This window comes from Streptomyces sp. Tue6028, from assembly GCF_002300165.1.
GTDB classification, from domain to species: Bacteria; Actinomycetota; Actinomycetes; order Streptomycetales; family Streptomycetaceae; genus Streptomyces; species Streptomyces siamensis.
Genome location: NZ_MLCE01000018.1, coordinates 49,205 through 73,634 on the forward strand (window position 1 = coordinate 49,205; position 24,430 = coordinate 73,634).

23 protein-coding genes and 1 tRNA gene are annotated in these 24,430 nt (G+C 71.7%); 5 read left to right on the top strand and 19 right to left on the bottom strand.

What is annotated here, in order from left to right:
• From BKI49_RS15675 to BKI49_RS15695, 5 genes are all read right to left on the bottom strand, one after another.
• The gene (locus BKI49_RS15675) at positions 1–447 is read right to left on the bottom strand and encodes an organic hydroperoxide resistance protein (protein ID WP_095934900.1); all 447 of its coding nucleotides are present in this window, start codon (positions 445–447) and stop codon (positions 1–3) included.
• A gap of 245 nt (positions 448–692) precedes the next feature.
• The gene (locus BKI49_RS15680) at positions 693–1,178 is read right to left on the bottom strand and encodes a MarR family winged helix-turn-helix transcriptional regulator (RefSeq protein ID WP_095934901.1); all 486 of its coding nucleotides are present in this window, start codon (positions 1,176–1,178) and stop codon (positions 693–695) included.
• A complete protein-coding gene (locus tag BKI49_RS15685) occupies positions 1,175–1,933 on the bottom strand; it encodes an energy-coupling factor ABC transporter ATP-binding protein (protein WP_179332462.1) in 759 nt (252 codons plus the stop codon). The genes BKI49_RS15680 and BKI49_RS15685 overlap by 4 nt, the downstream gene beginning before the upstream one ends.
• Positions 1,921–2,682, bottom strand: coding sequence for a cobalt ECF transporter T component CbiQ (gene cbiQ / locus BKI49_RS15690; protein ID WP_095934903.1), 762 nt, complete (start codon positions 2,680–2,682; stop codon positions 1,921–1,923). The genes BKI49_RS15685 and cbiQ overlap by 13 nt, the downstream gene beginning before the upstream one ends.
• A gap of 1 nt (position 2,683) precedes the next feature.
• Positions 2,684–3,739 (bottom strand): energy-coupling factor ABC transporter permease, encoded by a 1,056-nt coding sequence (locus tag BKI49_RS15695; RefSeq protein ID WP_095934904.1) that lies wholly within the window; start codon positions 3,737–3,739, stop codon positions 2,684–2,686.
• Positions 3,740–3,933: 194 nt separating this feature from the next.
• Between BKI49_RS15695 and BKI49_RS15700 the strand changes: the two genes are divergently transcribed.
• On the top strand, positions 3,934–4,293 hold the full coding sequence (locus BKI49_RS15700) for an SsgA family sporulation/cell division regulator (RefSeq protein WP_028804874.1): 360 nt from the start codon (positions 3,934–3,936) through the stop codon (positions 4,291–4,293).
• 87 nt (positions 4,294–4,380) lie between these two features.
• On the opposite strand, the gene BKI49_RS15705 is transcribed toward BKI49_RS15700, so the two are convergent.
• On the bottom strand, positions 4,381–6,597 hold the full coding sequence (locus BKI49_RS15705; RefSeq protein ID WP_095934905.1) for an MMPL family transporter: 2,217 nt from the start codon (positions 6,595–6,597) through the stop codon (positions 4,381–4,383).
• 133 nt (positions 6,598–6,730) lie between these two features.
• Positions 6,731–7,318, bottom strand: a complete 588-nt coding sequence (locus BKI49_RS15710; protein ID WP_095934906.1) for a TetR/AcrR family transcriptional regulator — start codon at positions 7,316–7,318, stop codon at positions 6,731–6,733.
• Between the two features lie 163 nt (positions 7,319–7,481).
• Here BKI49_RS15710 and BKI49_RS15715 point away from each other — a divergent pair, with 163 nt between their 5' ends.
• Positions 7,482–10,766 carry a S41 family peptidase gene (locus BKI49_RS15715; RefSeq protein ID WP_095934907.1) on the top strand — a complete coding sequence of 1,095 codons (3,285 nt, stop codon included), beginning with the start codon at positions 7,482–7,484 and terminating at the stop codon, positions 10,764–10,766.
• A gap of 689 nt (positions 10,767–11,455) precedes the next feature.
• On the opposite strand, the gene BKI49_RS15720 is transcribed toward BKI49_RS15715, so the two are convergent.
• The 4 genes from BKI49_RS15720 to BKI49_RS15735 form a co-directional block, all read right to left on the bottom strand.
• The gene (locus tag BKI49_RS15720; RefSeq protein ID WP_095934908.1) at positions 11,456–11,725 is read right to left on the bottom strand and encodes a hypothetical protein; all 270 of its coding nucleotides are present in this window, start codon (positions 11,723–11,725) and stop codon (positions 11,456–11,458) included.
• Positions 11,726–11,839: 114 nt separating this feature from the next.
• On the bottom strand, positions 11,840–12,721 hold the full coding sequence (locus BKI49_RS15725; protein ID WP_095934909.1) for an SDR family oxidoreductase: 882 nt from the start codon (positions 12,719–12,721) through the stop codon (positions 11,840–11,842).
• Positions 12,718–13,677 (bottom strand): alpha/beta fold hydrolase, encoded by a 960-nt coding sequence (locus BKI49_RS15730; protein ID WP_095934910.1) that lies wholly within the window; start codon positions 13,675–13,677, stop codon positions 12,718–12,720. Before BKI49_RS15730 ends, BKI49_RS15725 begins: the two co-directional genes overlap by 4 nt.
• Positions 13,674–15,212, bottom strand: coding sequence for a flavin-containing monooxygenase (locus tag BKI49_RS15735; RefSeq protein WP_095934911.1), 1,539 nt, complete (start codon positions 15,210–15,212; stop codon positions 13,674–13,676). Before BKI49_RS15735 ends, BKI49_RS15730 begins: the two co-directional genes overlap by 4 nt.
• Before the next feature lie 416 nt (positions 15,213–15,628).
• Here BKI49_RS15735 and BKI49_RS15740 point away from each other — a divergent pair, with 416 nt between their 5' ends.
• Positions 15,629–16,267 carry a MerR family transcriptional regulator gene (locus tag BKI49_RS15740; RefSeq protein ID WP_095934962.1) on the top strand — a complete coding sequence of 213 codons (639 nt, stop codon included), beginning with the start codon at positions 15,629–15,631 and terminating at the stop codon, positions 16,265–16,267.
• Positions 16,268–16,487: 220 nt separating this feature from the next.
• Here the strand turns inward: BKI49_RS15740 and BKI49_RS15745 are convergent, their stop codons facing one another.
• Positions 16,488–17,291: an exodeoxyribonuclease III gene (locus BKI49_RS15745; protein ID WP_095934912.1), complete on the bottom strand. Its 804-nt coding sequence runs from the start codon at positions 17,289–17,291 to the stop codon at positions 16,488–16,490.
• Between the two features lie 58 nt (positions 17,292–17,349).
• On the opposite strand from BKI49_RS15745, the gene BKI49_RS15750 reads away from it, so the two are divergent.
• Entirely contained in the window at positions 17,350–17,826 is a 477-nt protein-coding gene (locus BKI49_RS15750) for a GNAT family N-acetyltransferase (RefSeq protein ID WP_095934913.1), read from the top strand.
• Positions 17,827–17,983: 157 nt separating this feature from the next.
• Here BKI49_RS15750 and BKI49_RS15755 read toward each other — a convergent pair.
• The 7 genes from BKI49_RS15755 to galU form a co-directional block, all read right to left on the bottom strand.
• A tRNA-Ala gene (locus BKI49_RS15755) sits at positions 17,984–18,057 on the bottom strand.
• A 97-nt stretch (positions 18,058–18,154) separates the two neighbouring features.
• Positions 18,155–19,408, bottom strand: coding sequence for a divisome protein SepX/GlpR (gene sepX / locus BKI49_RS15760; RefSeq protein ID WP_095934914.1), 1,254 nt, complete (start codon positions 19,406–19,408; stop codon positions 18,155–18,157).
• Between the two features lie 169 nt (positions 19,409–19,577).
• Positions 19,578–20,252 (bottom strand): GNAT family N-acetyltransferase, encoded by a 675-nt coding sequence (locus tag BKI49_RS15765; RefSeq protein WP_095934915.1) that lies wholly within the window; start codon positions 20,250–20,252, stop codon positions 19,578–19,580.
• Positions 20,253–20,278: 26 nt separating this feature from the next.
• A complete protein-coding gene (locus tag BKI49_RS15770) occupies positions 20,279–20,818 on the bottom strand; it encodes a MogA/MoaB family molybdenum cofactor biosynthesis protein (protein ID WP_095934916.1) in 540 nt (179 codons plus the stop codon).
• Positions 20,815–21,294 (bottom strand): cyclic pyranopterin monophosphate synthase MoaC, encoded by a 480-nt coding sequence (gene moaC / locus BKI49_RS15775; RefSeq protein ID WP_028804863.1) that lies wholly within the window; start codon positions 21,292–21,294, stop codon positions 20,815–20,817. The genes BKI49_RS15770 and moaC overlap by 4 nt, the downstream gene beginning before the upstream one ends.
• A 150-nt stretch (positions 21,295–21,444) precedes the next feature.
• Positions 21,445–22,767 (bottom strand): molybdotransferase-like divisome protein Glp, encoded by a 1,323-nt coding sequence (gene glp, locus BKI49_RS15780; RefSeq protein ID WP_095934917.1) that lies wholly within the window; start codon positions 22,765–22,767, stop codon positions 21,445–21,447.
• A 4-nt stretch (positions 22,768–22,771) separates the two neighbouring features.
• The gene (gene galU, locus BKI49_RS15785; protein WP_095934918.1) at positions 22,772–23,674 is read right to left on the bottom strand and encodes a UTP--glucose-1-phosphate uridylyltransferase GalU; all 903 of its coding nucleotides are present in this window, start codon (positions 23,672–23,674) and stop codon (positions 22,772–22,774) included.
• Positions 23,675–23,807: 133 nt separating this feature from the next.
• On the opposite strand from galU, the gene BKI49_RS15790 reads away from it, so the two are divergent.
• Positions 23,808–24,383 carry a 5-formyltetrahydrofolate cyclo-ligase gene (locus BKI49_RS15790; RefSeq protein ID WP_095934919.1) on the top strand — a complete coding sequence of 192 codons (576 nt, stop codon included), beginning with the start codon at positions 23,808–23,810 and terminating at the stop codon, positions 24,381–24,383.
• Positions 24,384–24,430: the final 47 nt, after the last annotated feature.

Here is a 24,430-nt window from a genome sequence, read left to right on the forward strand (position 1 = left end):
CTAGCCGAGCAGGATCGTGACCTCGATGTTGCCGCGGGTGGCGTTCGAGTACGGGCAGACCTCGTGGGCCGCGTCGACGAGCTTCGTCGCGAGTTCCTGGTCGACGACGGGGAGCGAGACGCTCAGGGCGACCGCGAGTCCGTAGCCCCGCTGCTTGTTCGGGCCGATGCCGACCTTCGCGGCGACCGTGGAGCCGGAGAGGTCGTATCCGGCGCGGCGGCCCACCAGGACCAGCGCGTTGTGGAAGCAGGCGCTGAAACCGGCCGCGAACAGCTGCTCCGGGTTCGTTCCGTCGCCGTCGCCGCCGAGGGCAGGAGGCATCGCGACCTTCAGGTCGAGTTGGCCGTCCTGGCTGGTCACATAGCCGTTGCGGCCACCGTGGGCGGTGGCCTCGGCGACGTACATGATCTTCGTCGGGCGGGTGTCGACAGCGCTGCCATCGATCATCGCGGGACCTCCCCCTGAGCGTTTACGACACGACGGGCGACACGGCGGGCACGACGCCGGGCAGCGGGGCAGGCGTCATGGCAGGCAATACAGCTGCGCACAAATGCATCGCGCACAAGATACCGACCGGTAGGCCATGGCGTGCCGCCAGGGGGTGGAAACCGCGGGTAACCCGGCACGTGCCGGGGCCCGGCGGAGCGATCACCGGGATCACGGCGCCGCACCCCGGCGGGCGACCGCCGGGATCAGCGAGCCCGCGCCGCCTTCCCGGCCCGCTCCGCCAGGTGGCCCAGCTCTTCCCGGAGCCGCCCGGCCTCCGCGCCGCACAGCCCCGTGGCCTCCAGCAGCGCCTGCGGCACGTCCGCAGCACGTTCCCGGAGCATCTCCCCACGCCCGGTGAGGGCGACGAGCACGGAGCGTTCGTCGCGCTCCGAACGCTCGCGGCGCAGCAGCCCCGCCGACTCCAGACGCTTGAGGAGCGGCGACACCGTGCCGTAGTCGAGGTGCAGCGCGGTCGCCAGCTCCTTCACGGTGACCTCGCCGTGCTCCCACAGCAGGAGCATCACCAGGTACTGCGGGTAGGTGAGGCCGAGTTCGTCGAGCAGCGGACGGTACGCGGCGGTCACCGCCCGCTGCGCGGCGTACAACGCGAAGCACAGCTGGTCGCCGAGCAGCAGGGACCCGGTGGGCGCTGCGGGCGCTGCTGCCTCGGGGTCCTGTCGATTCGTCACGCGCCCATTGTCACGGAGCGCGGGTCGAACCCGAAGGGCAGCTCCAGGCGGTGTGTGCGCATCAGCTCGTCGTCACCGAGCAGTTCGCCGGTCCTCCCGTCGGCGGCGATCACGCCCTCGCTCAGGACGAGCGCGCGGGGGCACAGTTCGAGGGCGTAGGGCAGATCGTGCGTGACCATGAGGACGGTGACGTCCAACGAGCGCAGGATGTCGGCGAGTTCGCGCCGGGAGGCCGGGTCGAGATTGGAGGAGGGCTCGTCCAGGACGAGGATCTCCGGCTCCATCGCGAGGACGGTCGCGACCGCCACCCGGCGCCGCTGTCCGAACGACAGGTGGTGCGGGGGGCGGTCGGCGAACGCCGCCATGCCGACCAGTTCCAGCGCCGTGCGGACCCGTTCCTCCAGCTCGGCTCCCTTGATCCCGGCCGCGGCCGGGCCGAAGGCGACGTCCTCGCGCACCGTCGGCATGAACAGCTGGTCGTCCGGGTCCTGGAACACGATGCCGACCTTGCGGCGGATCTCCGCCATGTTCCGCTTGTCGACGGGGAGACCGGCCACGGTCACCGTGCCGGCGCCGCCGGTCAGAATGCCGTTGAGGTGGAGGACGAGCGTGGTCTTGCCGGCGCCGTTCGGGCCGAGCAGCGCGACGCGTTCGCCGCGCCCGATGCGGAAGTCCACGCCGAACAGGGCCTGGTGGCCGTCGGGGTAGGCGAAGGCGAGGCCGGAGACCTCCAGAGAAGCTGTCACAGCGTCCATCCCAGCAGACATACGACGAGGGCGGCGAACGGCAGGGCGAGCGCGTGGGACCACTGCGCCCGGGACGCGGTCACCTCGTCGATGACCGGCATGGAGCCGGCATAGCCGCGGCTCACCATGGCGAGGTGCACGCGCTCGCCCCGCTCGTAGGACCGGATGAAGAGCGCGCCCGCCGACTTGGCGAGCACACCCCAGTGCCGCACGCCACGGGCCTCGAAGCCGCGCGACTCCCGCGCGATGCGCATCCGCCGCATCTCGTCGGTGATGACGTCGCCGTACCGGATCATGAAGGAGGCGATCTGCACGAGGAGCGGCGGGAGCTTGAGCCGCTGGAGGCCGAGCAGCAGCTCGCGCAGCTCGGTGGTCGAGGCCAGCAGCACGGAGGCGGCGACGCCCAGCGTGCCCTTGGCCAGGACGTTCCACGCGCCCCACAGGCCGTTCACGCTCAGCGACAGCCCGAGGACGTCCACCCGCTCGCCCTCGGCGACGAACGGCATCAGCACCGCGAAGGCGACGAAAGGGATCTCGATCAGCAGCCGCTTCAGCAGGAACCCGGCGGGCACGCGCGCCGCGTACGCGACGGCCGCGAGGAGCACGGCGTACAGCGCGAACGCCCACATCGCCTCGCGCGGGGTGGAGACGACCACGACCACGAAGGCGAAGCACGCCGCGAGCTTGGTGTGCGGAGGCAGTGTGTGCACGGGCGAGTGCCCGTGGCGGTAGAGGCGGTGTGCGTGCCCCGCGCCCACGTCAGGCCACCTGGGAGGTGGACGAGGGGGACACGCCGTCGGACGTACGGCGTCTGCGGACCGCCCAGAAGACCGCGCTGCCCGCGACGACGGTGACGCCGACGCCGATCACGCCCGCGAGACCGCCGGAGATCCGGGCGTCGGAGACGTCCTTGACGCCGTATCCGGCGAGCGGGGAGTCCTCCGTCGCGTGCTTCTCGGTCCTCGTGTCGATGCCCTTGTCCTTGGCGACCTTCTCCAGGCCGTCGGGGCTCGCGGAGGCGTAGAAGCTGACGAACCCGGCGAGGACGAGGGAGGTGACCAGGCCGGTGATCCACACCTTGCGGTGCGAGGAGCGGGCGGCCGCCGGGGCGGGGGTGGCGGCCGGGGCGTCCACGAGCTCCCCGTTCACCCGCAGCCTGAGCCGCTGCTGGAGCCCGCGCGCGCCGTGCACGAGGTCGGGCCGTACGGCGATGACGGCGCCGACGGTCAGCGCGGTGATCGCCGCCTCGCCGATGCCGATGAGGACGTGCACGCCGATCATGGCGGTGGCGACCTTGGCGATCGGGACGTCGGTGGTGCCGCCGACCGCGTAGATGAGCGTGAAGGCCACGGCGGCGGCCGGGACGGACAGCAGCGCGGAGACGAAGGCGGCGACGGTCACGGACCGCCGCTTGCGGGGCAGCACCTTCACCAGGCCGCGGAAGGCGGCGTAGGAGACGACCGTCGTGACGATCGCCATGTCCGTGATGTTGACGCCGAGCGCGGTGAGACCGCCGTCGGCGAAGAGGATGCCCTGCATCAGCAGGACGACGGAGACGCAGAGGACCCCTGTGAAGGGACCCACGAGGATCGCGGCCAGGGCACCGCCGAGCAGGTGTCCGCTGGTCCCGGCGGCGACCGGGAAGTTCAGCATCTGCACGGCGAAGATGAAGGCCGCGACCAGGCCGGCGAGCGGCGCGGTCCGCTCGTCGAGCTCACGGCGGGCGCCGCGCAGGCTCACGGCGACGGCACCGGCGGCGACCACTCCGGTGACCGCGGAGACCGGGGCGTTGATGAATCCGTCAGGTACATGCACCGTTCGATGATAGTGCCTTGTTGCGAATCGCTTGCAAGAGCGATGTACTCTCGAATAACGCGGACCTGCTTTTACGCTCCCGGAACCTATCCGTCAAGGATCTCCAGAGAGCGATTTCCGTGAGATGTGGCACATTGGAGTGGTGGCGGATTCACACATTCCGCTCACGAGCACGCAGCGTAAGGAGTCGGTCCATGCACGCCGTTGAACAGTACGCCCGCGCCCACATCGTCACCGATACCGCCGACTCCCTCGACGACGAACGCCGGACCGTCCCGGTGGCCCTGCGCTACGACCCCGAGGACGACCCCCGCCAGGTGCACATCACGCTGCCCGGCCCCCATGAGTGGACGTTCGAGCGCGAGCTGCTGGAGCAGGGCCTGCGGGGACCCGTCACCAGCGGCGACGTCCGCGTGTGGCCCTGCGGCCGGGTGCAGGCGGTGATGGAGTTCCACTCGGCGAAGGGCGTGGCACTCGTGCAGGTCGACTCGAAGGCACTGCTGCGCTTCCTGCGCCGCACCTACACGGTCGCCGGCACCCCGGTCGCCCACTGAGAAGCCGCGCTGCCGGGCCCACCACGGGGGTGGGCCCGGCAGCCGTAGGCCGTCGCGGGACACGTCCCGCCCGACGGTGACCGGTGATCAGACCCGGGCCAGCGCCCGGTCGTCGTCCTCGTCGCGGCGTCCGCCGTCGAGGTCGCGCAGGCCCTCGCCCTCCACGTCCACGTTGGGCAGCGAGCGGTCGAGCCACTTCGGCAGCCACCAGGCGCGCTTGCCCAGCAGCGCCAGGACCGCCGGCACGATCGCCATGCGCACGATGAACGCGTCGAAGAAGACGGCGATCGCGAGACCGAAGCCGATCATCTTGATCATCGACTCGCTGGAGCCGATGAAGCCGGAGAAGACGGCGATCATGATGACCGCGGCCGCCGTGACGACCCGCGCGCCGTGCTTGAAGCCGGTCACGATCGCCTGGCTCGGCTTCTCCCCGTGGACGAACGCCTCACGCATCCGCGTGACGAGGAAGACCTCGTAGTCCATCGCCAGACCGAAGACCACGCCCACCATGAAGATCGGCATCATCGACATGATCGGGCCGGTCTCCTCTACGCCCATGAGGCCGGACAGCCAGCCCCACTGGAAGACCGCGACGACCGCGCCGAGGGCCGCCATGACGCTGAGCAGGAAGCCGAGGGCCGCCTTCAGCGGGACCAGGACCGAGCGGAACACCACGATCAGCAGCAGGAAGGCCAGGCCGACCACCAGCGCCAGATACGGCACCAGCGCGTCGTTGAGCTTCTGCGAGAAGTCGATGTTCATCGCCGTCGAGCCGGTGACCAGGACGCTGGCGTCGGTGTCCGCCTTGATCTCGCCGCCCGCGTCACGGATGGAGTGCACCAGGTCCTCGGTCTTGACCGAGGACGGCTTGGTGTCGGGGATCACGGTGATCGTCGCGGTGTCGCCGGCCTTGTTGTACGCCGCCGGGGTCACCGTCACGACGCCCTTGAGGTCCTTGACCTTGTCGGACACCTCGTCGACGGCCGACTTCGGGGAGTCGCTGGACTTGGCGTCGACGACGACCATCAGCGGGCCGTTGAAGCCGGGGCCGAAGCCGTCCGACAGCAGGTCGTACGCGCGGCGCTGGGTGGTCGACGTCGGCTGCGAGCCGTCGTCGGGCAGACCCAGTTCGAGGGAGGTCGCCGGGACCGCCGCCGCACCCAGGCCCACGACGCCGAGGAGCAGCACGGCGAGCGGACGGCGCACCACGAAGCTCGCCCAGCGGGTGCCCATGTTCGGCCGGGGCGCCTTCCTGGCGGCGCGCCCGCCACCGAGCAGCCTGCTCTTCTTGCCCGCGGGCTGCACCTTCCTGCCCGCGTATCCGAGCAGTGCGGGGATCATCGTCAGCGCGATGAGCACGGCGATGGCGACCGTGCCCGCCGCCGCGACACCCATCTTCGTCAGCATCGGGATGTTGACGACCGACAGGCCGACCAGCGCGATCACGACCGTCAGGCCCGCGAAGACCACCGCGGAGCCCGCGGTGCCGACGGCCCGTCCCGCCGCCTCCTCGCGCTCGCGGCCCTCGGCCAGTTCGGCCCGGTAGCGGGAGACGATGAAGAGGGCGTAGTCGATGCCGACGGCGAGGCCGATCATCATGGCCAGGGTCGACGTGGTGGTGCCCAGGTCGAGGGCGTTCGCGAGGGCGGCGATGGTGGAGACGCCGATGCCCACGCCGATCAGCGCGGTCAGCAGCGGCAGTCCGGCCGCGATCAGCGAACCGAAGGTGATGACGAGGACGACCGCGGCGATCGCGATGCCGATGATCTCGGTGGACCCGGTCTCGGGCGTCGCCTGCAGGGCGTCACCGCCCACCTCGACGGTCAGCCCGGCGTGCCGCGCGTCCTGCGCGGCCGTTTCCAGGGCGTCCTTCGAGGAGTCCTTCAGCTCCATGCCGGAGACCGTGTACTTCACCGCCGCATAGGCGACCGAGCCGTCCTTGCTCACGGCCTTCGCCTTGAACGGGTCGGCGACCGAGGTGACCTCGGAACCGCTCGCGAGCTCCTTGACGGTCTTCTTGACGGTGGCCTTGTTGGCCTTGTCCGTCATCTTCTCGCCGCTCGGCGCCTTGAAGACGACGCGCGCGGTCGCTCCGTCGGCGCTCATGCCGGGGAAGCGGTTCTCCAGCAGGTCGAAGGCCTTCTGCGCCTCGGTGCCGGGGATCGAGAAGGAGGACGGGCCCGGTGCGGGCGCGGAGGCGGCGCCGACGCCCGCGAGCGTCAGCAGCGCCACCCAGATCAGGGCGACGAAGTGCCGTCGCCGGAAGGCGAGTCGGCCGAGTTTGTAGAGGAACGTGGCCACGAGGGCGTTCTCCCGGTCAGGTCGTGGGATGGCAGGGGCTGGTGTGATCGCCCGGTGGGGCAGGGGTGATCAGCCCGACGACGTGAGCGGTCGCGTCAGGTGCGCTGGCAGGGACAGATCGGTAAGTGGTGAGTCAGGCGCCGAGAGCGGGGAGGATCACGGCGTCGACGTAGGAGGCGAGGAACTCCTGGGTGGGCGGTCGCTGGTCGATGATTCCGCGGACCGCGAAGGCACCGATCAGCATGTGCAGCACGTAGTCCTGCGCGGGGTTGTCCGGGCGGATCTCGCCGCGCTGGACGGCGCGCCGCAGTACCGCGCGCAGTTCCTCGGTCTCGGGATCGATGATGAGCTCCCGGAAGGCCTGCAGGAGATCGGGGTTTCCGTGCAGTGCCATGGCCAGGCCCCGCATGAGCGCGGAGTTCTGCTCCATCTGACAGTCGTCCTCACGCGTCACCATCGCGTGGAAGTCGCCCCGCAGGGACCCGGTGTCGACATCGCCGGCAGACGTCTTCATGTGCCGGATCGCCTTGGCGACGAGCTCGGCCTTTCCGCCCCACTGACGGTAGAGGGTGGCCTTGCTGGACCGGGTGCGGGAGGCCACGGCGTCCATGGTGAGGGCGTCGTAGCCGACCTCGCGGAGCAGGTCGAGCACGGCGCCGTACAGCTCGGCCTCGCGCTCCGGCGTGATCCGACTGCGGCGCACCGTCGCGGCTTCAGCCATCCCACTCACCTTCCCTGCTCCGAAAGACTGCGCGTACATCTTCTGTGTACGTCCATGAAGATACCCTCAACGCAAGCGAAACGAAACCGTTTCGTACGTGTGCTGGGTCACGTCTCCGATTGCACGAGTTGCCGGGGGTCGCCGAGCGGAAAAGCATGGGGACGTGAGCGACGAGTACGAGGACCAGTCCCAGACGTCGGCCCCGGACGGCAACGCGCCCGGCTACCTGCGCTTTCCGCACATCAGCGGCGACCTGCTCTGTTTCGTCGCCGAGGACGACCTGTGGGTGGCGCCCCTCGACAGTCCCGGCCGCGCCTGGCGGGTCACCGTCGACCGCACCAAGGTCGGCCACCCCCGCTTCTCCCCCGACGGCCGGCACATCGCGTACACGAGCTGGCGCAGCCTCGTGCCGGAGATCCACCTGGCGCCGGTCGCCGGCGGCCCCGGCAGACGGCTCACCTACTGGGGCAGCTCGGACACCAAGGTCTGCGGCTGGTCCCCCGACGGCGACATCCTCGCCGTCGCCTCGCACGGCCAGCCCTTCTCCTACTTCACCTGGGCCTACAAGGTCCCCACCGACGGCGACCCCGGCGGCAAGCTGCCCTGGGGACCGGTCGCCGACATCGCGGTCGCAGACATCGAGGGCGAGCGCAGGACCCTGCTGCTGACCGGCACCCCGCCGCACGAGCCCGCCTCCTGGAAGCGCTACCGGGGCGGCGCGATGGGGCGCATCTGGCTGCACGGCCGGCATCTGCTCGCCGACATCGAAGGACATCTGTCCTGCCCCATGTTCGCGGGCGGGCGGATCGCCTTCCTCTCCGACCACGAGGGCATCGGCAATCTGTACTCGTGCGCGTACGACGGCACCGACCTGCGGCGCCACACCGACCACGACGCCTTCTACGCCCGGCACGCCGCCTCCGACGGCACCCGGGTCGTCTACCAGTGCGCGGGCGACCTGTGGATCGTCGACGACCTGACCGCGCACTCCATTCCGCGCCGCCTCGACGTGCGCCTCGGTGGTCCGCGCGCCGGCCGCCGCACCTACCAGGTGCCCGCGACGCAGAACGTCGACAGCATCTCCGTGGACGAGACGGGCCGCGCCAGCGCCGTCGTCGTCCGCGGCAGCCTGTACTGGCTCACGCACCGCGACGGGCCGGCCCGCACCATCATCGACACCCCGGGTGTACGGGTCCGGCTGCCGGAGATGCTCGGCTCGGGCGGGCAGGTCGCCTACATCACCGACGCGGACGGCGAGGACGCCATCGAGATCGCCTACCTGCCGCGCGCGAGCGGCGACCGCGAGCCGCGCCGCCTCGCCTCCGGCGAACTCGGCGTGGTGCAGGAGCTCGTGTCGGACCCGGCGGGCGAGCGGCTCGCCATCGCCTCGAACGACGGGCGGCTGCTGCTCGCCGACGCGACCGAGGAGTCCAACGGCGAGGTCACCGAGCTGATCCGGTCGATCAACGGACCCGTGCGCGACCTCGCCTTCTCACCCGACGGCGCGTGGGTGACCTGGTCCCACCCCGGGATCGGCCGCTCGCTGCGGCAGATCAAGATGGCGCGGATAAAGGACCGCCTGATCGTCGACGTCACCAACGGCCGCTTCGAGGACGAGAACCCCATGTTCACACGCGACGGCCGCTACCTGGCCTTCCTGTCCTGGCGCGGCTTCGACCCCGTCTACGACGTGCACACCGGCGACCTGTCCTTCCCGCTCGGCTGCCGCCCCTACCTGGTGCCGCTGTCCTCCGCGACGCCCTCCCCCTTCGCGCTCAACCCGGACGGGCGGCCGGTCGCCGGAGGCCTGGACCCGGTCGAGGACGAGGGCGGCGACGGCGCGGTCACCGTCGAACTCGAAGGCCTGGAGAGCCGGGTGACGCCCTTCCCGGTCACCGCCTCCAAGTACTCGGAGCTCCACCCGGTCGCGGGCGGCGGCCTGGTCTGGCTGCGCTGGCCGATCTCCGGCGCGCTGGGCGAGACCTTCGCGAACCCCGACGACATGACCGGGCGCCCCACCCTGGAGTTCTTCAACATCACGAAGGCGAAGAAGTCCGAACTCGTCTCGCACCTGGACTGGTTCGCGGTGAGCGGCGACGGGGCCCGGCTGGTGGTCGCCGACGAGGGCGACCTGCGGGCCGTGCCCTCCACCGAGGCCGGCGACAGCGACTCCACAGTCTGGATCGATCTGCGCCGCATCCTGCACGAGGTGGACCCGCCCGCCGAATGGCGCCAGGCCTACGCGGAGGCGGGCCGCATCACCCGCGCCTACTTCTGGGAACCGGACATGGGCGGTGTCGACTGGGACGCGATCCTGGACCAGTACCGCCCCCTGGTCGAACGGGTCGCGTCGCCCGACGAGTTCGCGGACCTGCTGCGCGAGGTCCTCGGCGAACTGGGCACGTCGCACGCGTACGTCGCCGCCGCCCGCCGCAACGAGGGCCCGGCCCACTACCAGCGTTGGCAGGGCCTGTTGGGCGCCAACTTCGTACGCCGCGACGGCAGCTGGATGCTCAAGCGCATCCTGCCCGGCGACTCATCCGACTCCAAGGCCCGCTCGCCGCTCGCCGGTTCGGGCATCCGCGAGGGCGCGGTGCTCACCCATGTCGACGGGCGTCCGGTGGACCCGGTGACGGGCCCCTACCCGCTGCTGGCGGGCTCGGGCGGCACGACGGTGGAGCTGACGTTCACGCCCGCCGCGGGCGAGGGCCGGTCGCGGCGGGTGGCGGTCGTGCCGCTGATCGACGAGCGGCCGCTGCGCTACCAGGACTGGGTGGCCAAACGCCGCGAGGTCGTCCGGGAGTTGAGCGGCGGCCACTGCGGCTATCTGCACATCCCCGACATGGGCGGCTCGGGCTGGGCCCAGTTCAACCGCGATCTGCGGATGGAGGTGTCCCGCCCGGCGCTCATCGTGGACGTGCGCGGCAACGCGGGCGGCCACATCAGCGAACTCGTCGTCGAGAAGCTGACCCGCACGATCCTGGGCTGGGACCTGACCCGCAACGCCCAGCCGGTGTCGTACGCGTCGAACGCGCCGCGCGGACCGGTGGTCGCGCTGGCCGACGAGGCGACGTCGTCGGACGGCGACATGATCACCGCGGCGTTCAAGCTGCTGAAGCTGGGGCCCGTGGTGGGGCAGCGGACCTGGGGCGGCGTCGTCGGCATGACCGGCCGCCACCGTCTCGGCGACGGCACGGTGATCACGGTCCCGATGAACGCGGCCTGGTTCGACGCGTACGGCTGGTCCGTCGAGAACCGGGGCGTCATCCCGGACCTGGAGATCCTGCGCACCCCGCTCGACTGGGCGGAGGGCCGCCACGCCCAGCTCGACGACGCGATCCAGCTGGCCCTGGACCTCCTGAAGACCCACCCCGCGGCCTCCCCGCCGGACTACTCCACGGTCCCCGACCGCTCTCGCCCCAAGCTCCCTCCGCGACCCCACCAGTAGCCCCCGGGGCCAGGGTTCCAGTAATGCCCGGGGGCAGGGTTCGCGGTGCGCCGCGGGAGCGCGGTGGCCGATCGCGCAGTTCCCCGCGCCCCTGACGGAACCCCGCAGTACCCACGCCGGGGGCCGGGGTTCAAGTAGTGCCCCCCGGGGGCCAGGGTTCGCGGTGCGCCGCGGGAGCGCGGTGGCCGATCGCGCAGTTCCCCGCGCCCCTGACGGGACCCCGCAGTAGCCCCCACCAGGGGCCACGGTTCCAGTAATGCCCCGGGGGGCCAGGGTTCGCGGTGCGCCGAGGGAGCGCGGTGGCTGGGCGCGCAGTTCCCCGCGCCCCTGACGGGGCCGCCCCGGCCCCGTTCAGGAGGACCGCGCCCCCAACAAGACAGAGACAGACACCCCCAGGGGCGCGAGGAGCTGCGCGCCCAGCCCCCACCCCACCCGCACAAGACCACGCCCCCATCACCCCCCAAGGGCGCTAGGAACTGCGCGCCCAACCCCACCCAACCCGCAGAAGGCGACGAACCCTCGACCACACACCCCCAGGGGCGCGGGGAACTGCGCGACCAGCCCCCACGCACCCGCGCAAGGCGACGCCCCCGACCCCCACCCCCGTAGCCCCACCCACACACACAAAAGAAGCGGGGTGCCCACCCGCAAAGGGGGCACCCCACTCCCGGCTCAAGCGAGCGCAGCGACTAGGCGTCGTAGTCCTGGTCGAAGCGGTCCTGCGCCTCACGCTGGGTACGCTCCGCGTCCTGCGTGGAGCGGTCACGACCCTGCTGGCCACGCTCGCGGCCCTGCTGGGCGCGCTCGCCGCCCTGCTCAGGACGCTCGTGACCCTGGGGCGAACGCTCGTGACCCTGCGGCGAACGCTGGCCCGGCTCCTGGCGGGCGTCGCCCATCTTCTTCTTCGCCTGCTGCTTCATCTGCTCGGCCTTCTCCTTGAACTGGTCCTGCATGCCCATGAGATTCACTCCCGTTTCGGGTGAGGGGGATCGGGCTCGACCAGACTGACACGGCACGACTACGCACGCATTTCGATCAGTCACACATGGTGACCAACCCAGGGAAACCGCAGGTCACTTGTGTGTCCGCTCCTCCTCGTCGGCAGCCCCGCCGGCCCCGACCAACCCGGTGCGGACCTCGCCCAGCCGCGGTTCGAACCGGCGCATCTCGCGCTGCCCGACCGCCCCGATGATCCCGGGCAGATAGCCGCGGATGCCCTGCATACCGCGCAGCCACCACTGCGCGTACACATGGCTGGAGCGGCGCTCGATCCCGGCGACGATCCGGTCGACGGCCGGGCCCAGCGGATAGGTCTTGTTGGAGGGCCACGGCAGCCGCTGCCGCAGTTCACGCATGACCTCGTCCTGGTCGGCGCCGCGCACCATGTCGGTGTCGGTCCACGACAGGTACCCGACGCCGACGCGTACGCCCTTGTAGCCGACCTCGGCGCGCAGACTGTGCGCGTACGCCTCCACGCCCGACTTGGACGCGCAGTACGCGGTCATCATCGGGGCGGGGGTGATCGCCGCGAGCGAGGCGATCTGGAGCAGGTAGCCCCGGCTCTCCGTCAGCACGGGCAGGAACGCCCGGGCCGTCACCGCCGACCCGATGAGGTTCACCTCGATCACCCGCCGCCAGGCGGCGGGGTCGGAGTCGACGAAGGGCCCGCCGCTGGCGACACCGGCGTTCGCGACGACGATGTCCACCTTGCCGAACCGCTGCTTGACCTCCTCGGCGACCCGCGCCATCGCCTCGTGGTCGGTGACGTCGGCGTACCAGTGGTCGCTCTCGCTGTGCAGCCGCTCCGAGACCTGCTTGAGCGCGTCCGCCTCCAGCCCGACGAGCGCGACCTTCGCGCCGCGTGCGGAGAGCTTGCGCGCGAGGAGTTCACCGACGCCCCGCGCCGCTCCCGTGACGACCGCGACCTGTCCTTCCAGGCTCACCCTGCTGCTCATGCGCCCTCCTTGATCTCCGCGCCGTCCGCGGCGCTCTTCGCCGCGCCGCCCGCGCTGTCCGTGTACGCCGAGACGAGCTCGCGTATGCGGGAGGTCACCAACTCCGGCGCCTCCACCGGCGTCATGTGCCCGAGTCCCGGCAGCTCGGTGACACCGACGCAGTTCGGCAGCGCCGCCACGAGGGCGCGCGCGTGCACGACCGGGGTCAGCCGGTCCGCCGTCCCCGCGACCACGGCCGTGGGCACCCGCAACTCCCTGACGCCGTGGTCGAGATCGAGCGCTTCGAGGACGGCCGACCAGGCGTGCCGCACCTTGCGCGGGCAGGCGTGCACGATCCGCGCGCACGCCTCGACCATGGCGGGCGACGAACCGGCCCCCATCGTCGCGTACTTGAGGATCCGCCGGGCGAGCGGAGTGACGGGACCGAGCGGGGCCCGGGAGCCGAGGACGGAGCGGGTGAGGCGGGTCCGCAGCCGCCCCGCGCGCATCGGCACCACGCGCGCCTCGGCGACCAGCCGCGAGCTGCCCGTGCTGCACAGCAGGGCCGCCGCGGCGTGCTCCCGGAAACGCGGCCTGGCCGAGGCGGCCATGAGCGTCATACCGCCCATGGAGTGTCCTGCCAGGACGGCCTTCTGGCCCGGTGCGAGGGTGGCGGCGAGCACCGCCTCCAGGTCGTCGGCGAGGGCCTCGGTGCTGCACGCGGCGCTCGCGGGGCTGCGTCCGTGCCCGCGCTGGTCGTAGGCGACGACCCGGTGGTCGGCCGCGAGGTCACGGATCTGCGCCGCCCAGAAGGCGGTGGAGCAGGTCCATCCGTGCGCGAGGACGACGGTGGGCGCGTCCTCGGGGCCGTGCACCTCGACGTGCAGCCGCGCGCCGTCGGCGGAGACGGCGGTCAGTTCCCGGGCCGGCGCGGGAGGCGCGTACGCCCCGTCCACCACGTGCGTCAGTCGGCTCATGCCCCTGCCTCCACCTTGTTCCTGCGGGTGCCCTTACGGCGCGGCTCCGGTGTGTCCCGGGGCTCGGGCGCGCGCAGCACCTCGTACTCCCCGAGGTCGACGCGGCGCGTGGCGCTGCGGAACTCGCTCGTCGTGCCGGGCCAGATGGTGGTGTTGACTCCGTTGGCGTCGAGGTACCAGCTGGTGCAGCCGCCGGTGTTCCACACCGTGCGCTTCATGCGTTCCTGGACCCGGTCGTTCCAGGCGTTCACCGCGGCGGGGCGCGCGTCGAGGGCGGCGCGGCCCCCGAGGACGTCCAACTGCCGTACGAAGTCGGCCATGTAGTTCAGCTGGGACTCGATCATCAGGATCATGGACGAGTTCCCGAGACCCGTGTTGGGCCCGATGATCGTCATCCAGTTGGGGAATCCGGCCGCGGTGGCGCCGCGCAGCGACTTCATCCCGGTGCTCCACGTCTCGGCGAGCGTCCGGCCCTCCGCGCCGACGACCCGTTCGGCGATCGGCATGTCCGTGACATGGAAGCCGGTGCCGAAGACGATCGCGTCGACCTCGGCCCTGCTGCCGTCGGCGGCGACGAGGGTGGAGCCGTCGATCTCGGCCAGCCCGGAGGCCACCACGTCGACATTCGGCCGGGTGAGCGCGGGGTAGTAGGTGTTGGACAGCAGGATCCGCTTGCAGCCGATCCGGTAGTCGGGGGTCAGCTTCGCGCGCAGCGCCGGGTCCTTCACGGCACGCGCGATGTTCCGCTTGGCCAGTCGCTCCACCAGGCCGAGCTCATCGGGCCGCTTGGTGAACGCCTGGACCTGCAACTCCCTGATGCCCCACAGGAGTCCGCGCCGGGCCTGGGTGGTGAACGGCAGCTGCCGGTGCAGCCACCGCTCGGCCCCGCTGATGGCCCGGTCCACGCGCGGCATCACCCACGGAGGGGTGCGCTGGAAGAGCGTCAGCCGCTCCACGTCGGGCTGGATGGACGGCACGATCTGGATGGCGGAGGCGCCGGTGCCGACCATGGCGACGCGCTTGCCGCGCAGGTCGTAGTCGTGGTCCCAGCGGGCCGAGTGGAAGACCTTGCCCGGGAAGGTGTCGATCCCCGGGATGTCCGGGACCTTGGGGTCGGAGAGCGGCCCGGTGGCGGACACGACGACGTCGGCCGTGAGGTGGCCGCTGCTGGTCTCGATGGCCCAGTGCAGCTTCTCGGCGTCCCAGGTCATCATCTTGACCTCGGAGTCGAAGCGCAGATGGGGCCGGAGCCGGAAGACGTCCGCCACGTGCTCCAGGTACGCCCGGATGTGCTCCTGCCCGGAGAAGGTGCGCGGCCACTCGGGGTTCGGCGCGAACGAGAACGAGTACAGGTGGGAGGGCACGTCGCAGGCGCAGCCGGGGTAGCTGTTGTCGCGCCAGGTGCCGCCCACGCTGCCGGCCCGCTCCAGGACGACGAAGTCGGTGATCCCCTCGCGGCGCAGCCGCACCGCGGCCCCCAGCCCGCCGAAGCCGGACCCGATCACCGCCACCCGTACATGCTCGTGCTCGGTCATCCCGACGCCTCCCTGGTCCGCACGACTCTGCCAGTGAACACTGGCGCAATGGGGAGAGTAGAGCAGCGGCGTACTGATGGGTAGGGGTCGCGACCGGGAAAGTTACCGGGGGTACGACGTAGGGTGCGGAGGTGGCCGAGGGATCAGGAAAGCGGGGCGCCGGGGCGCGCGAGCGGGGCGTGAGGGCGCGGACGCGACGTGACGACCCGACACGGAAGCACGGCTCAGCGGCGCCGGAGCGTCCGGACACCGGCACGGCGGACCGGTCCGGCGCGGCGGCCCGCCGAGGGCCGGACACCGGCACGGCGGGACGGTCCCGCGGCGTGACGCGGGACCCCGGCGCGGCATCGGCCCCGGAAGCGGGCACCGGCCCACGCGTCCCGGGAACGACCGGCCCCGGCCGGCGCGAGTACCGGATGGAGGAGCTGGCCGAGGAGGCCGGCATCACCGTCCGCACCCTGCGTTTCTACCGGGAGCGCAAGCTCATACCGCCGCCCCGCCGCGAGGGCCGCATCGCCTGGTACGACGACACCCACCTGGCCCGGCTGCGCACGATCTCGGCGCTGCTGGAGCGCGGCCACACCCTCAACGGCATCGCCGAGCTGGCCGAGGCCTTCGACCACGGCCGCGACGTGGGCGAGCTGCTCGGCCTGGGCGAGCCCACGGAGGAGACCCCGGTGCGCCTCTCCCCCGAGGCGCTGGCCGACGTCTTCGCGGGCCAGGCGACCCCGGAGAACCTCGCCGCGGCCCTCGACCTCGGCTACCTCGGCACCGACGGCGGCGAGATCGTGCACATCAGCCGCCGCCTGCTCGACGTCTCCGCGGCGCTGGTCCGCGAGGGCATCCCGCTCGCGGACGTACTGGGCGCGGCCCGCCGCGTACGCGACCACGCCGACGCGCTCGCCGAACTCTTCACCGGCCTCGTCCTCACCCAGGACCGTTCCACCGAGGACCTCCAGCGCCTGCGCCCGCTCGCGAAGAGCGTGGTGGAGGCGGAGCTGTCGATGGCGCTGGACCGACGCGTGCGCGCGCACGGGGGCGACCGGGACGCCTGAGCCGCTCGGGCGGCGGCCCGGCAGCGCCGGCCGGGGACCGGCGCCCCGGCGTATCGCCTAGGGGGTTTCGTTCGGGTCAGGTCGGATCAGGCCGCGGCGTCCGGTGCGGTGCATCGCAAGGCGGAGGATCACCCGCGTACTGGGCGTACTCGGGTGCTCCGACAACGCGGCGAGGTGCCGTGCCGGGCGTCGCGGACCCGAGCTGATCCGAACGAAACCCCTAGTGGTCGTACACGACGGTGACCGGCGCGTGGTCGGACCACCGCTCCGCGTGGGTCGCCGCCCGCTCCACGTACCCCTTGAGGGCCTTGCCGGCGAGGCCCGGCGTGGCGACCTGGTAGTCGATACGCCAGCCGGTGTCGTTGTCGAAGGCCCGGCCGCGGTACGACCACCACGAGTAGGGCCCCTCGGCGTCGGGGTGCAGGGCGCGCACGACGTCGACGTAGCCGCCGTCGCCCGCGTCGAAGACCTGCCCCATCCAGGCCCGCTCCTCGGGCAGGAAGCCGGAGTTCTTCTTGTTGCCCCGCCAGTTCTTGAGGTCGGCCTCCTGGTGGGCGATGTTCCAGTCGCCGCAGACGACGACCTCGCGCCCGTCGGCGGCGGCCCGCTCCCTGAGCACCTTCAGATGAGCCAGGAACGCGTCCATGAAGCGGACCTTCTCGTCCTGCCGCTCGGTGCCGACCTCACCGGAGGGCAGATAGAGGCTGGCGACGGTCACGCCGGGCAGACCGGCCTCGACGTAGCGCCCGGTGGTGTCGAACTCCTCGGACCCGAAGCCGATCCGGACGCCGTCGGGCTCACGGCGCGTGTAGAGCGACACACCCGCCCGTCCCTTCGCGGCGGCGGGGGCGTGCACGACGTGCCACCCCTCGGGCGCCCGCACCTCGTCGGGGAGCTGCCCCGGCTCGGCTCGCACCTCCTGGAGGCAGAGCACGTCGGCGGAGGTCTCCGCGAGCCACTCCACGAATCCCTTCTTCGCGGCGGCCCGGAGCCCGTTCACATTCACAGAGGTCACAGTCAGCACCCGGGCACGATACTTAATCCGTAGCCCTGACCCTATGCATAGAAGTACGATTGCCTGTATGAATATCCGGTCCGTTCCTTTCGACCACCCCGACGCCGTCAAGCTCAACGACCAGGTGCAGGCCGAATACGCCGAGCGCTACGGCGACGACGGCGACGCCACACCGCTCGACGCGGCGATGTTCGCCCCGCCGCTGGGGCTCTACCTCATCGCGTACGACGGACAGGACCGTCCGGTGGCCACGGGCGGCTGGCGCACCCAGGAGGAGAACGACGAGGGGTACTCCGACGGCGACGCCGAGCTCAAGCGGATGTATGTGATCCCCGAGGCGCGCGGCCTCGGCCTCGCCCGCCGGATGCTGGCCGCCCTGGAGGACGACGCCCGCGCGGCGGGCCGTGCCCGCATGGTCCTGGAGACCGGCTCCAAGCAGCCCGAGGCGGTATCCCTGTACCGGTCGAGCGGCTACGAGCCCTGCGTGAAGTTCGGCTACTACCGCTTCCACGAGCTGAGCCTCTGCTACGCCAAGGCGCTCTAGCCCCGCGGCCGGCGCCGCCGCAGCCCCCTTCGGGCCGGTCTTCTGACCGGCCATCAGGGCTGCCGGTCCGAGCGCAACGCAAAGATCCCGCCCGATCATGAGATCGGACGGGATCCAGTCAACTGCCCCGAGCAAAGCTCGGAAGCAGTGATTGCAGTGGACCTGAGGGGATTTGAACCCCTGGCCCCCTCGATGCGAACGAGGTGCGCTACCGGACTGCGCCACAGGCCCTTGCAACGAGTGAAACTCTAGCATCCCCATCGAGGTGCTTGGAAATCCGTTCCTGGCAGGTCAGCCGAGGACTCCCGGGCAGCTTCCGTCCCACCCGTCACTCGTTGGCCGCGCGCGGCCGTTCCCCGTCCTCGTACTGGTCGAAGAGCGGGGTGCGACCGCGCTCACGGGCACGCCGGGCGGACGCGGCGCGCCGTGCGTCGCTGCGGCCGTCGTCGGCACCCTCCGTGCCGTCGGTGGTCTCCTCCGCCACGGGGGCGGTCTCGGGCACAGCCGGTTCCGCGGCGCTGGAGCGCGCGGAACTCCACGCGTCCGGGGCCCCCAGGTCGACGCTGGACGTGGCCCGCGGTGCGACGGGCGCCGTCACGTAGGTCGGCAGCGGAACCGGCACCGGGTCCCAGCTGTCGCCCTGCCCCGGGCCGCGCTGACGCTCGCGCTGCTGGTCGACCCACTCGGCGTGGTCGGTCTGCTCGACGAGCGCGCGGCGGTCGGCCGCGAGGGCGGAGAGACCGGTGTCGGTGTCCGTCGCTGGTCCCTCCTCCGGCTCGTCGACACCCTCGTCGAGCGTGGGCCGACGGCGCGGCTGCCGTTCCCTGAGCCGCTGCGCCGCGGCCTCGGCCCGGCGCCGGTCCATGGTGTAGGTGAAGCGCCGCCGCTCCTGGGCCCTCAGGTACACGATGTACCCGCTCAGCAGCATGGCCGGCACGCCCGGAGCCCACAGGAAGGCGAGGCCGCCCACGGCCGCGACGATCGCGCCGAGTGTGAAGGCGAGGAAGAGCAGCACCGTCGTACGCCTGCGGCGCGCGAGCACCTTCGTGCGCCGGGCCCGTGCTGCGGCCTCCGCCGACGGCCCGCGGCGCGCCCCAGGGGCACGCCCGGTCGCGGACGGCTGGGCGGACTGGGGTGCGGGCTTGCCCTGCTGCTTGGGGACGGGTCTGGTGGCGCCCGGCGCCTCCGGTGCGGCGCCGCCCGGTCTGGCGGCGGGCCGCGCTCCCGGCTTCTGCTCGGCCTGGGCCGGCGCCTGCGACTGGACCCGCTCCTGCACCTGCGGCCGGCTTTCGGCATGCGCCTGTGTCCGGGACGGAGGCGCGGCGAAGGCCCGGACGTCCACCGAATCGGTGACGTCGCCCGGGTCGGCGCTGGACTCCCCCTGGTCGGCGGAGCGTGCGCGCAGGTCCTTGGCGTACCGGCGCTCCATACCCGCCCGTCCGGACAGCAGCCGGATGGCGGTGCTGAAGCGTTCCGTCGGACGGGCTTCGTTCAGCTCGTCCTGCCTACGGAGCCACATCGGCACCAAGTAGGCGGCCCAGGCCCCGACGATGACTGCGTAGATGAGGCCGCTGCTGCTCACGCCTCACACGGTAGAGGGGTTTGCATGAGGCCATCTGCCAATTGGGCCGGTGTGTCGCACGATCTGGCTGATATTTCGAGCTTTTTTTGTGACCCATGCGATCAGCAGCTCGCCCTGGAGCGCGAATTTAATGCCCTGAGCCGATCACCCGGCGATCAATTTCGAACACCTATTTCATTTCCCGGCCTTGTCCGGCGTTCCGCGGCCCACTCGGTTTCCGCGGTCCCGTCTGATCCGATCCCACCTGCTCCGAGCGGTTCTGCGCCGAGCGCGCGCGACGCCAGCGGCCGAGGAGTCCCTCGGGCACCTCTTCGGCGGTCAGTGCGAAGACGAGATGGTCGCGCCAGGCCCCGTCGATGTGGAGATATCGCGGACGCAGCCCTTCCTCGCGGAATCCGAGCTTTTCCACGACCCGGCGGCTGGGGCCGTTCTCCGGGCGAATGCAGACTTCGATGCGGTGCAGTCCGACCGTGCGGAAGCAGTGGTCGGTCACCAGCGCCACGGCCGTCGGCATCACTCCGCGGCCCGCCACCGACTGGTCCACCCAGTAGCCGATGTGCCCCGAGCACATGGAACCCCAGGTGATTCCCGCGACGGTCAGCTGGCCGACCAGACGCCCCTGGTACTCGATCACGAAGGGCAGCATCCTGCCCGCGTTGGCCTCGGCGCGCAGATGCCGGACCATCTGACGGTACGTCGGCCGGTGGGCGATGGGCCCGCTGGGCGTGGGCGGCGGGATCGTCGCCTCCCAGGGCCGCAGCCAGTCCCGGTTGCGCCGGTTCACCTCACGCCAGGCCCGCTGGTCGCGCAGCTTTATCGGCCGGAGGACGACGTCGCCGTCCACCAGCTCGACCGGCCAGGATGGGCTGTTCAGCTCACACCCCCACTGCCACTGGGTCTGGGGTGGTCGCCGCCGCGGATCTGGTCGACGGCGTGGACCACCAAGGGTTCCAGGACGGCGAGGCCGTCCCGCACCCCGCCGGTGGAGCCCGGCAGGTTGACGATCAGCGTCCCGCCGGCGACGCCGGCGAGCCCCCGGGACAGGACCGCGGTCGGGACCTTCTCCCTTCCGAACGCCCTGATGGCCTCGGCGATGCCCGGGATCTCGCGGTCGAGCACCTTGAGCGTCGCCTCAGGGGTGCGGTCGGTCGGTGAGACGCCCGTCCCGCCGGTGGTCACGATGACGTCGTACCCGGCCTCGACGCCCGCCCGCAGCGCGGCTTCCACCGGGTCGCCGTCGGGCACGACCTGCGGACCGTCCACGGCGAAGCCGAACGCCGTCAGGCCCTCCACGATCAGGGGGCCGCCCTTGTCCGCGTAGACCCCGGCGGCGGCGCGGTTGGAGGCCGTGACGACGAGGGCGCTGTACGGCGCCGCGAGAGCGCCGCCCAGGGAAGGGCCGCCGGTCATGAACGGCTCCAGTCGCCGGACTTTCCGCCCGTCTTCTCCTCGACGCGTACGTCCGTGATGACCGCCCCCTTGTCGACAGCCTTGACCATGTCGATCACGGTGAGGGCCGCCACGCTGACCGCTGTGAGCGCTTCCATCTCGACGCCCGTGCGGTCGGTCGTCTTCACGGTGGCGAGGATCTCGACGGCGTCGTCCGCGACCGACAGATCAATTCTCACACCCGACACCGACAACGGGTGGCACAGCGGGATCAGGTCCGGGGTGCGCTTGGCGCCCATGATCCCCGCGATGCGCGCGGTGGCGAGGGCGTCGCCCTTGGGGACCCCCTCGCCGCGCAGCAGCTCGACCACCCTCGGCGAGACCAGGACGCGGCCGCTGGCGCGGGCGGTGCGCGCGGTCACGTCCTTCCCGGATACGTCGACCATGCGGGCGGCGCCCGCCTCGTCGATGTGCGTCAGTCGGTCCTGCGTACTCATGTGCGTGGGCGCTCCCGGTCCGGGCCTGTCGCGGTGCGGCGCGTGGGCCTGTTGTGCGCGACACGTTACCGCCCGTCCGCCTTCGCCCACGCCCCCGTGAGGAACCGCCCGCTCCGCCGGATCGCGGGGCGGGCTCCGGGGCCCGCCGGCTCAGCCGAGCAGGACCACCTCCACCTCGGCGCCGGGCTCGACCGAGGTGTCGTCCTCGGGGACGACGATCAGTGCGTCGGCGTGGGCGAGGGCCGCGATCAGGTGGGATCCGGCGCCTCCGACGGGCTTCACCTCGCCGTCCGCGTACGTGCCGCGCAGGAACTGCCGGCGGCCCGCGGGCGAGGTCAGCGCCTTGTCCACGCTCAGCGTCGCGGTGGTGGTGGGCCGGTGGACGTCCTCGAGGCCCATCAGCGTGCGGATGGCGGGGCGCACGAACAGCTCGAAGGAGACGTACGACGACACCGGGTTACCCGGGAGTGCGAGCAGCGGGGTGTGGTCCGGACCGATCGAACCGAAGCCCTGGGGCTTGCCGGGCTGCATGGCGAGCTTGCGGAACTCGACACCGCCGCCCGCCTCGTCCTCGTCACCCACGGAGGACAGGGCCTCCTTGACGACGTCGTACGCGCCGACGCTCACGCCGCCCGTCGTGACCACCAGGTCCGCGCGGATGAGCTGGTCCTCGATGGTGGCGCGGAGCGTCTCGGCGTCGTCCGCGACCGCACCCACCCGGTAGGAGATGGCGCCGGCGTCGCGGGCTGCGGCACAGAGGGCGAAGCTGTTGGAGTCGTAGATCTGGCCGGAGCCCAACGCCTCGTCGGGCTGGACCAGTTCGCTGCCGGTGGACAGCACCACGACGCGCGGGCGCGGGCGCACCCGCACGGTGCCGCGGCCGATCGCGGCGAGCAGGCCGATCTGCGGCGGGCCGAGGATCGTGCCGGCTTCGAGGGCGCGGTCACCGGCCTTCACGTCGCTGCCCTTCGCGCGCACGTGCGCGCGGGCCTCGGCCGGGCGGTGGACGTGCACCTGGCCGGAGGCTCCCTCGGGGGCCGCGCTGTGGGCGCGCATCCCGGAGACCGGGCCCTCGCCCAGGCCGCCGTCGGTCCACTCGACGGGCACGACGGCCTCGGCACCGGGCGGCAGCGGTGCGCCGGTCATGATCCGGGCGGCCTGCCCGGGTCCCACGTGCGGCCGCTCGGCCTGGCCGGCGGCGACATCGCCGACGACGGTGAGGACCGCCGGGTACTCCTCGCTCGCGCCCGCGACATCGGCGACCCGGACCGCGTACCCGTCCATCGAGCTGTTGTCGAACGGCGGCAGGGAGACCGCCACCGTGACGTCCTCGACCAGGACGCAGCCCTGGGCGTCGAGGAGTTGAAGCTCGATGGGTTCGAGGGGGCGGACGGTCGTGAGGATGTCCTCCAGGTGCTCGGTCACCGACCAGAGGTGGTCCTGGCCGGTGGCGCGGGTCGCGGCGCTGCTCAAATCCCTACATCTCCTCGGCTACGTAACTGCGAAGCCAGGCCCGGAAGTCCGGGCCCAGGTCTTCACGTTCGCACGCGAGTCTGACAATGGCACGCAGGTAGTCGCCACGGTCGCCGGTGTCATAGCGGCGTCCCTTGAAGACCACGCCGTGCACGGGGCCGCCGACCTTCTCGTCCGCCGCGAGCTGCTGGAGGGCGTCGGTGAGCTGGATCTCGCCGCCGCGACCCGGCTCCGTCTTGCGGAGTATGTCGAAGATGTGGGGGTCCAGGACGTAGCGGCCGATGATCGCGTAGTTGCTGGGGGCGTCCGCCGCGTCGGGCTTCTCGACCAGGCCCGTCACCTTGACCAGGTCGCCCTCCTCGGTGGCCTCGACGGCGGCGCATCCGTAGAGGTGGATCTGCTCGGGCGCGACCTCCATGAGCGCGATGACGCTGCCGCCGCGCTGCTCCTGCACCTCGACCATGCGCGCGAGCAGGGGGTCGCGCGGGTCGATCAGGTCGTCGCCGAGGAGGACGGCGAAGGGCTCGTGGCCCACGTGCGGGGCCGCGCACAGGACGGCGTGGCCGAGGCCCTTGGGGTCGCCCTGGCGGACGTAGTGCATGGTGGCCAGGTCGCTGGACTCCTGGACCTTGGCGAGCCGGTCGGCGTCGCCCTTCTTCTGGAGGGCCGACTCGAGCTCGTAGTTGCGGTCGAAGTGGTCCTCGAGGGGGCGCTTGTTCCGCCCGGTGATCATCAGGACGTCGTCGAGACCCGCCGACACGGCCTCTTCCACCACGTACTGGATCGCCGGCTTGTCGACGACCGGCAGCATCTCCTTGGGAGTGGCTTTGGTGGCCGGCAGGAACCGGGTGCCGAGGCCTGCTGCGGGGATGACAGCCTTGCTGATCCTGGGGTGCGACTGAGTCATGCCCGCAACCATAACCGGTGGCTATGTGTGGAACATGTGGCTCCGGTTAATTCGCTCTCATATGAGCGCATTAGAAAGGATACGGGAACCACCTGTGAGCCAGCTCGGACCTGAACCGGAGCCTGACAAGCGAATGTTGCGGCGAGACCTCCTCGCGGTGAGAAACGGGTTGACGGCCGGTGACGTGCGGAAAACGGCCGAAGAACTCGCCCTCCGCGCACTGGAGCTGCCCGAACTGGCGCACGCGAGCACGGTGGCGGCGTACGTCTCAGTGGGGAGCGAGCCCGGCACCCGCGCGCTCCTGGACGCGCTCCTCGCGCGCGGGGTGCGTGTGTTGCTGCCGGTCCTGATGGCGGACAACGACCTGGACTGGGGTGCGTACACCGGGGAGGAATCGCTGGCGCGCGTCCAACACGGCGGGAAGATGGCTCTCTTGGAGCCCGCCGGCGACCGGCTGGGGCCGGAGGCCGTCCGGGACGCGGACGTCGTCCTGCTGCCCGGCCTCGCCGTCGACGCGCGCGGCATGCGCCTGGGGAGGGGCGGCGGCTCCTACGACCGCGTGCTGGCCCGCCTGGAGCGCGCGGGGGCCGATCCGGCGCTCGTGGTGCTGCTGTACGACGCCGAGGTCGTCGAGCGGGTGCCGGCGGAGGCGCACGACCGGCCCGTCCATGCCGTGGTGACCCCCTCGGGCGTGCGCCGCTTCCGCTGACGGCCCGCCCTCCCCAGGACGCGCAAGGGAGCTCCACGCGCGCGTGG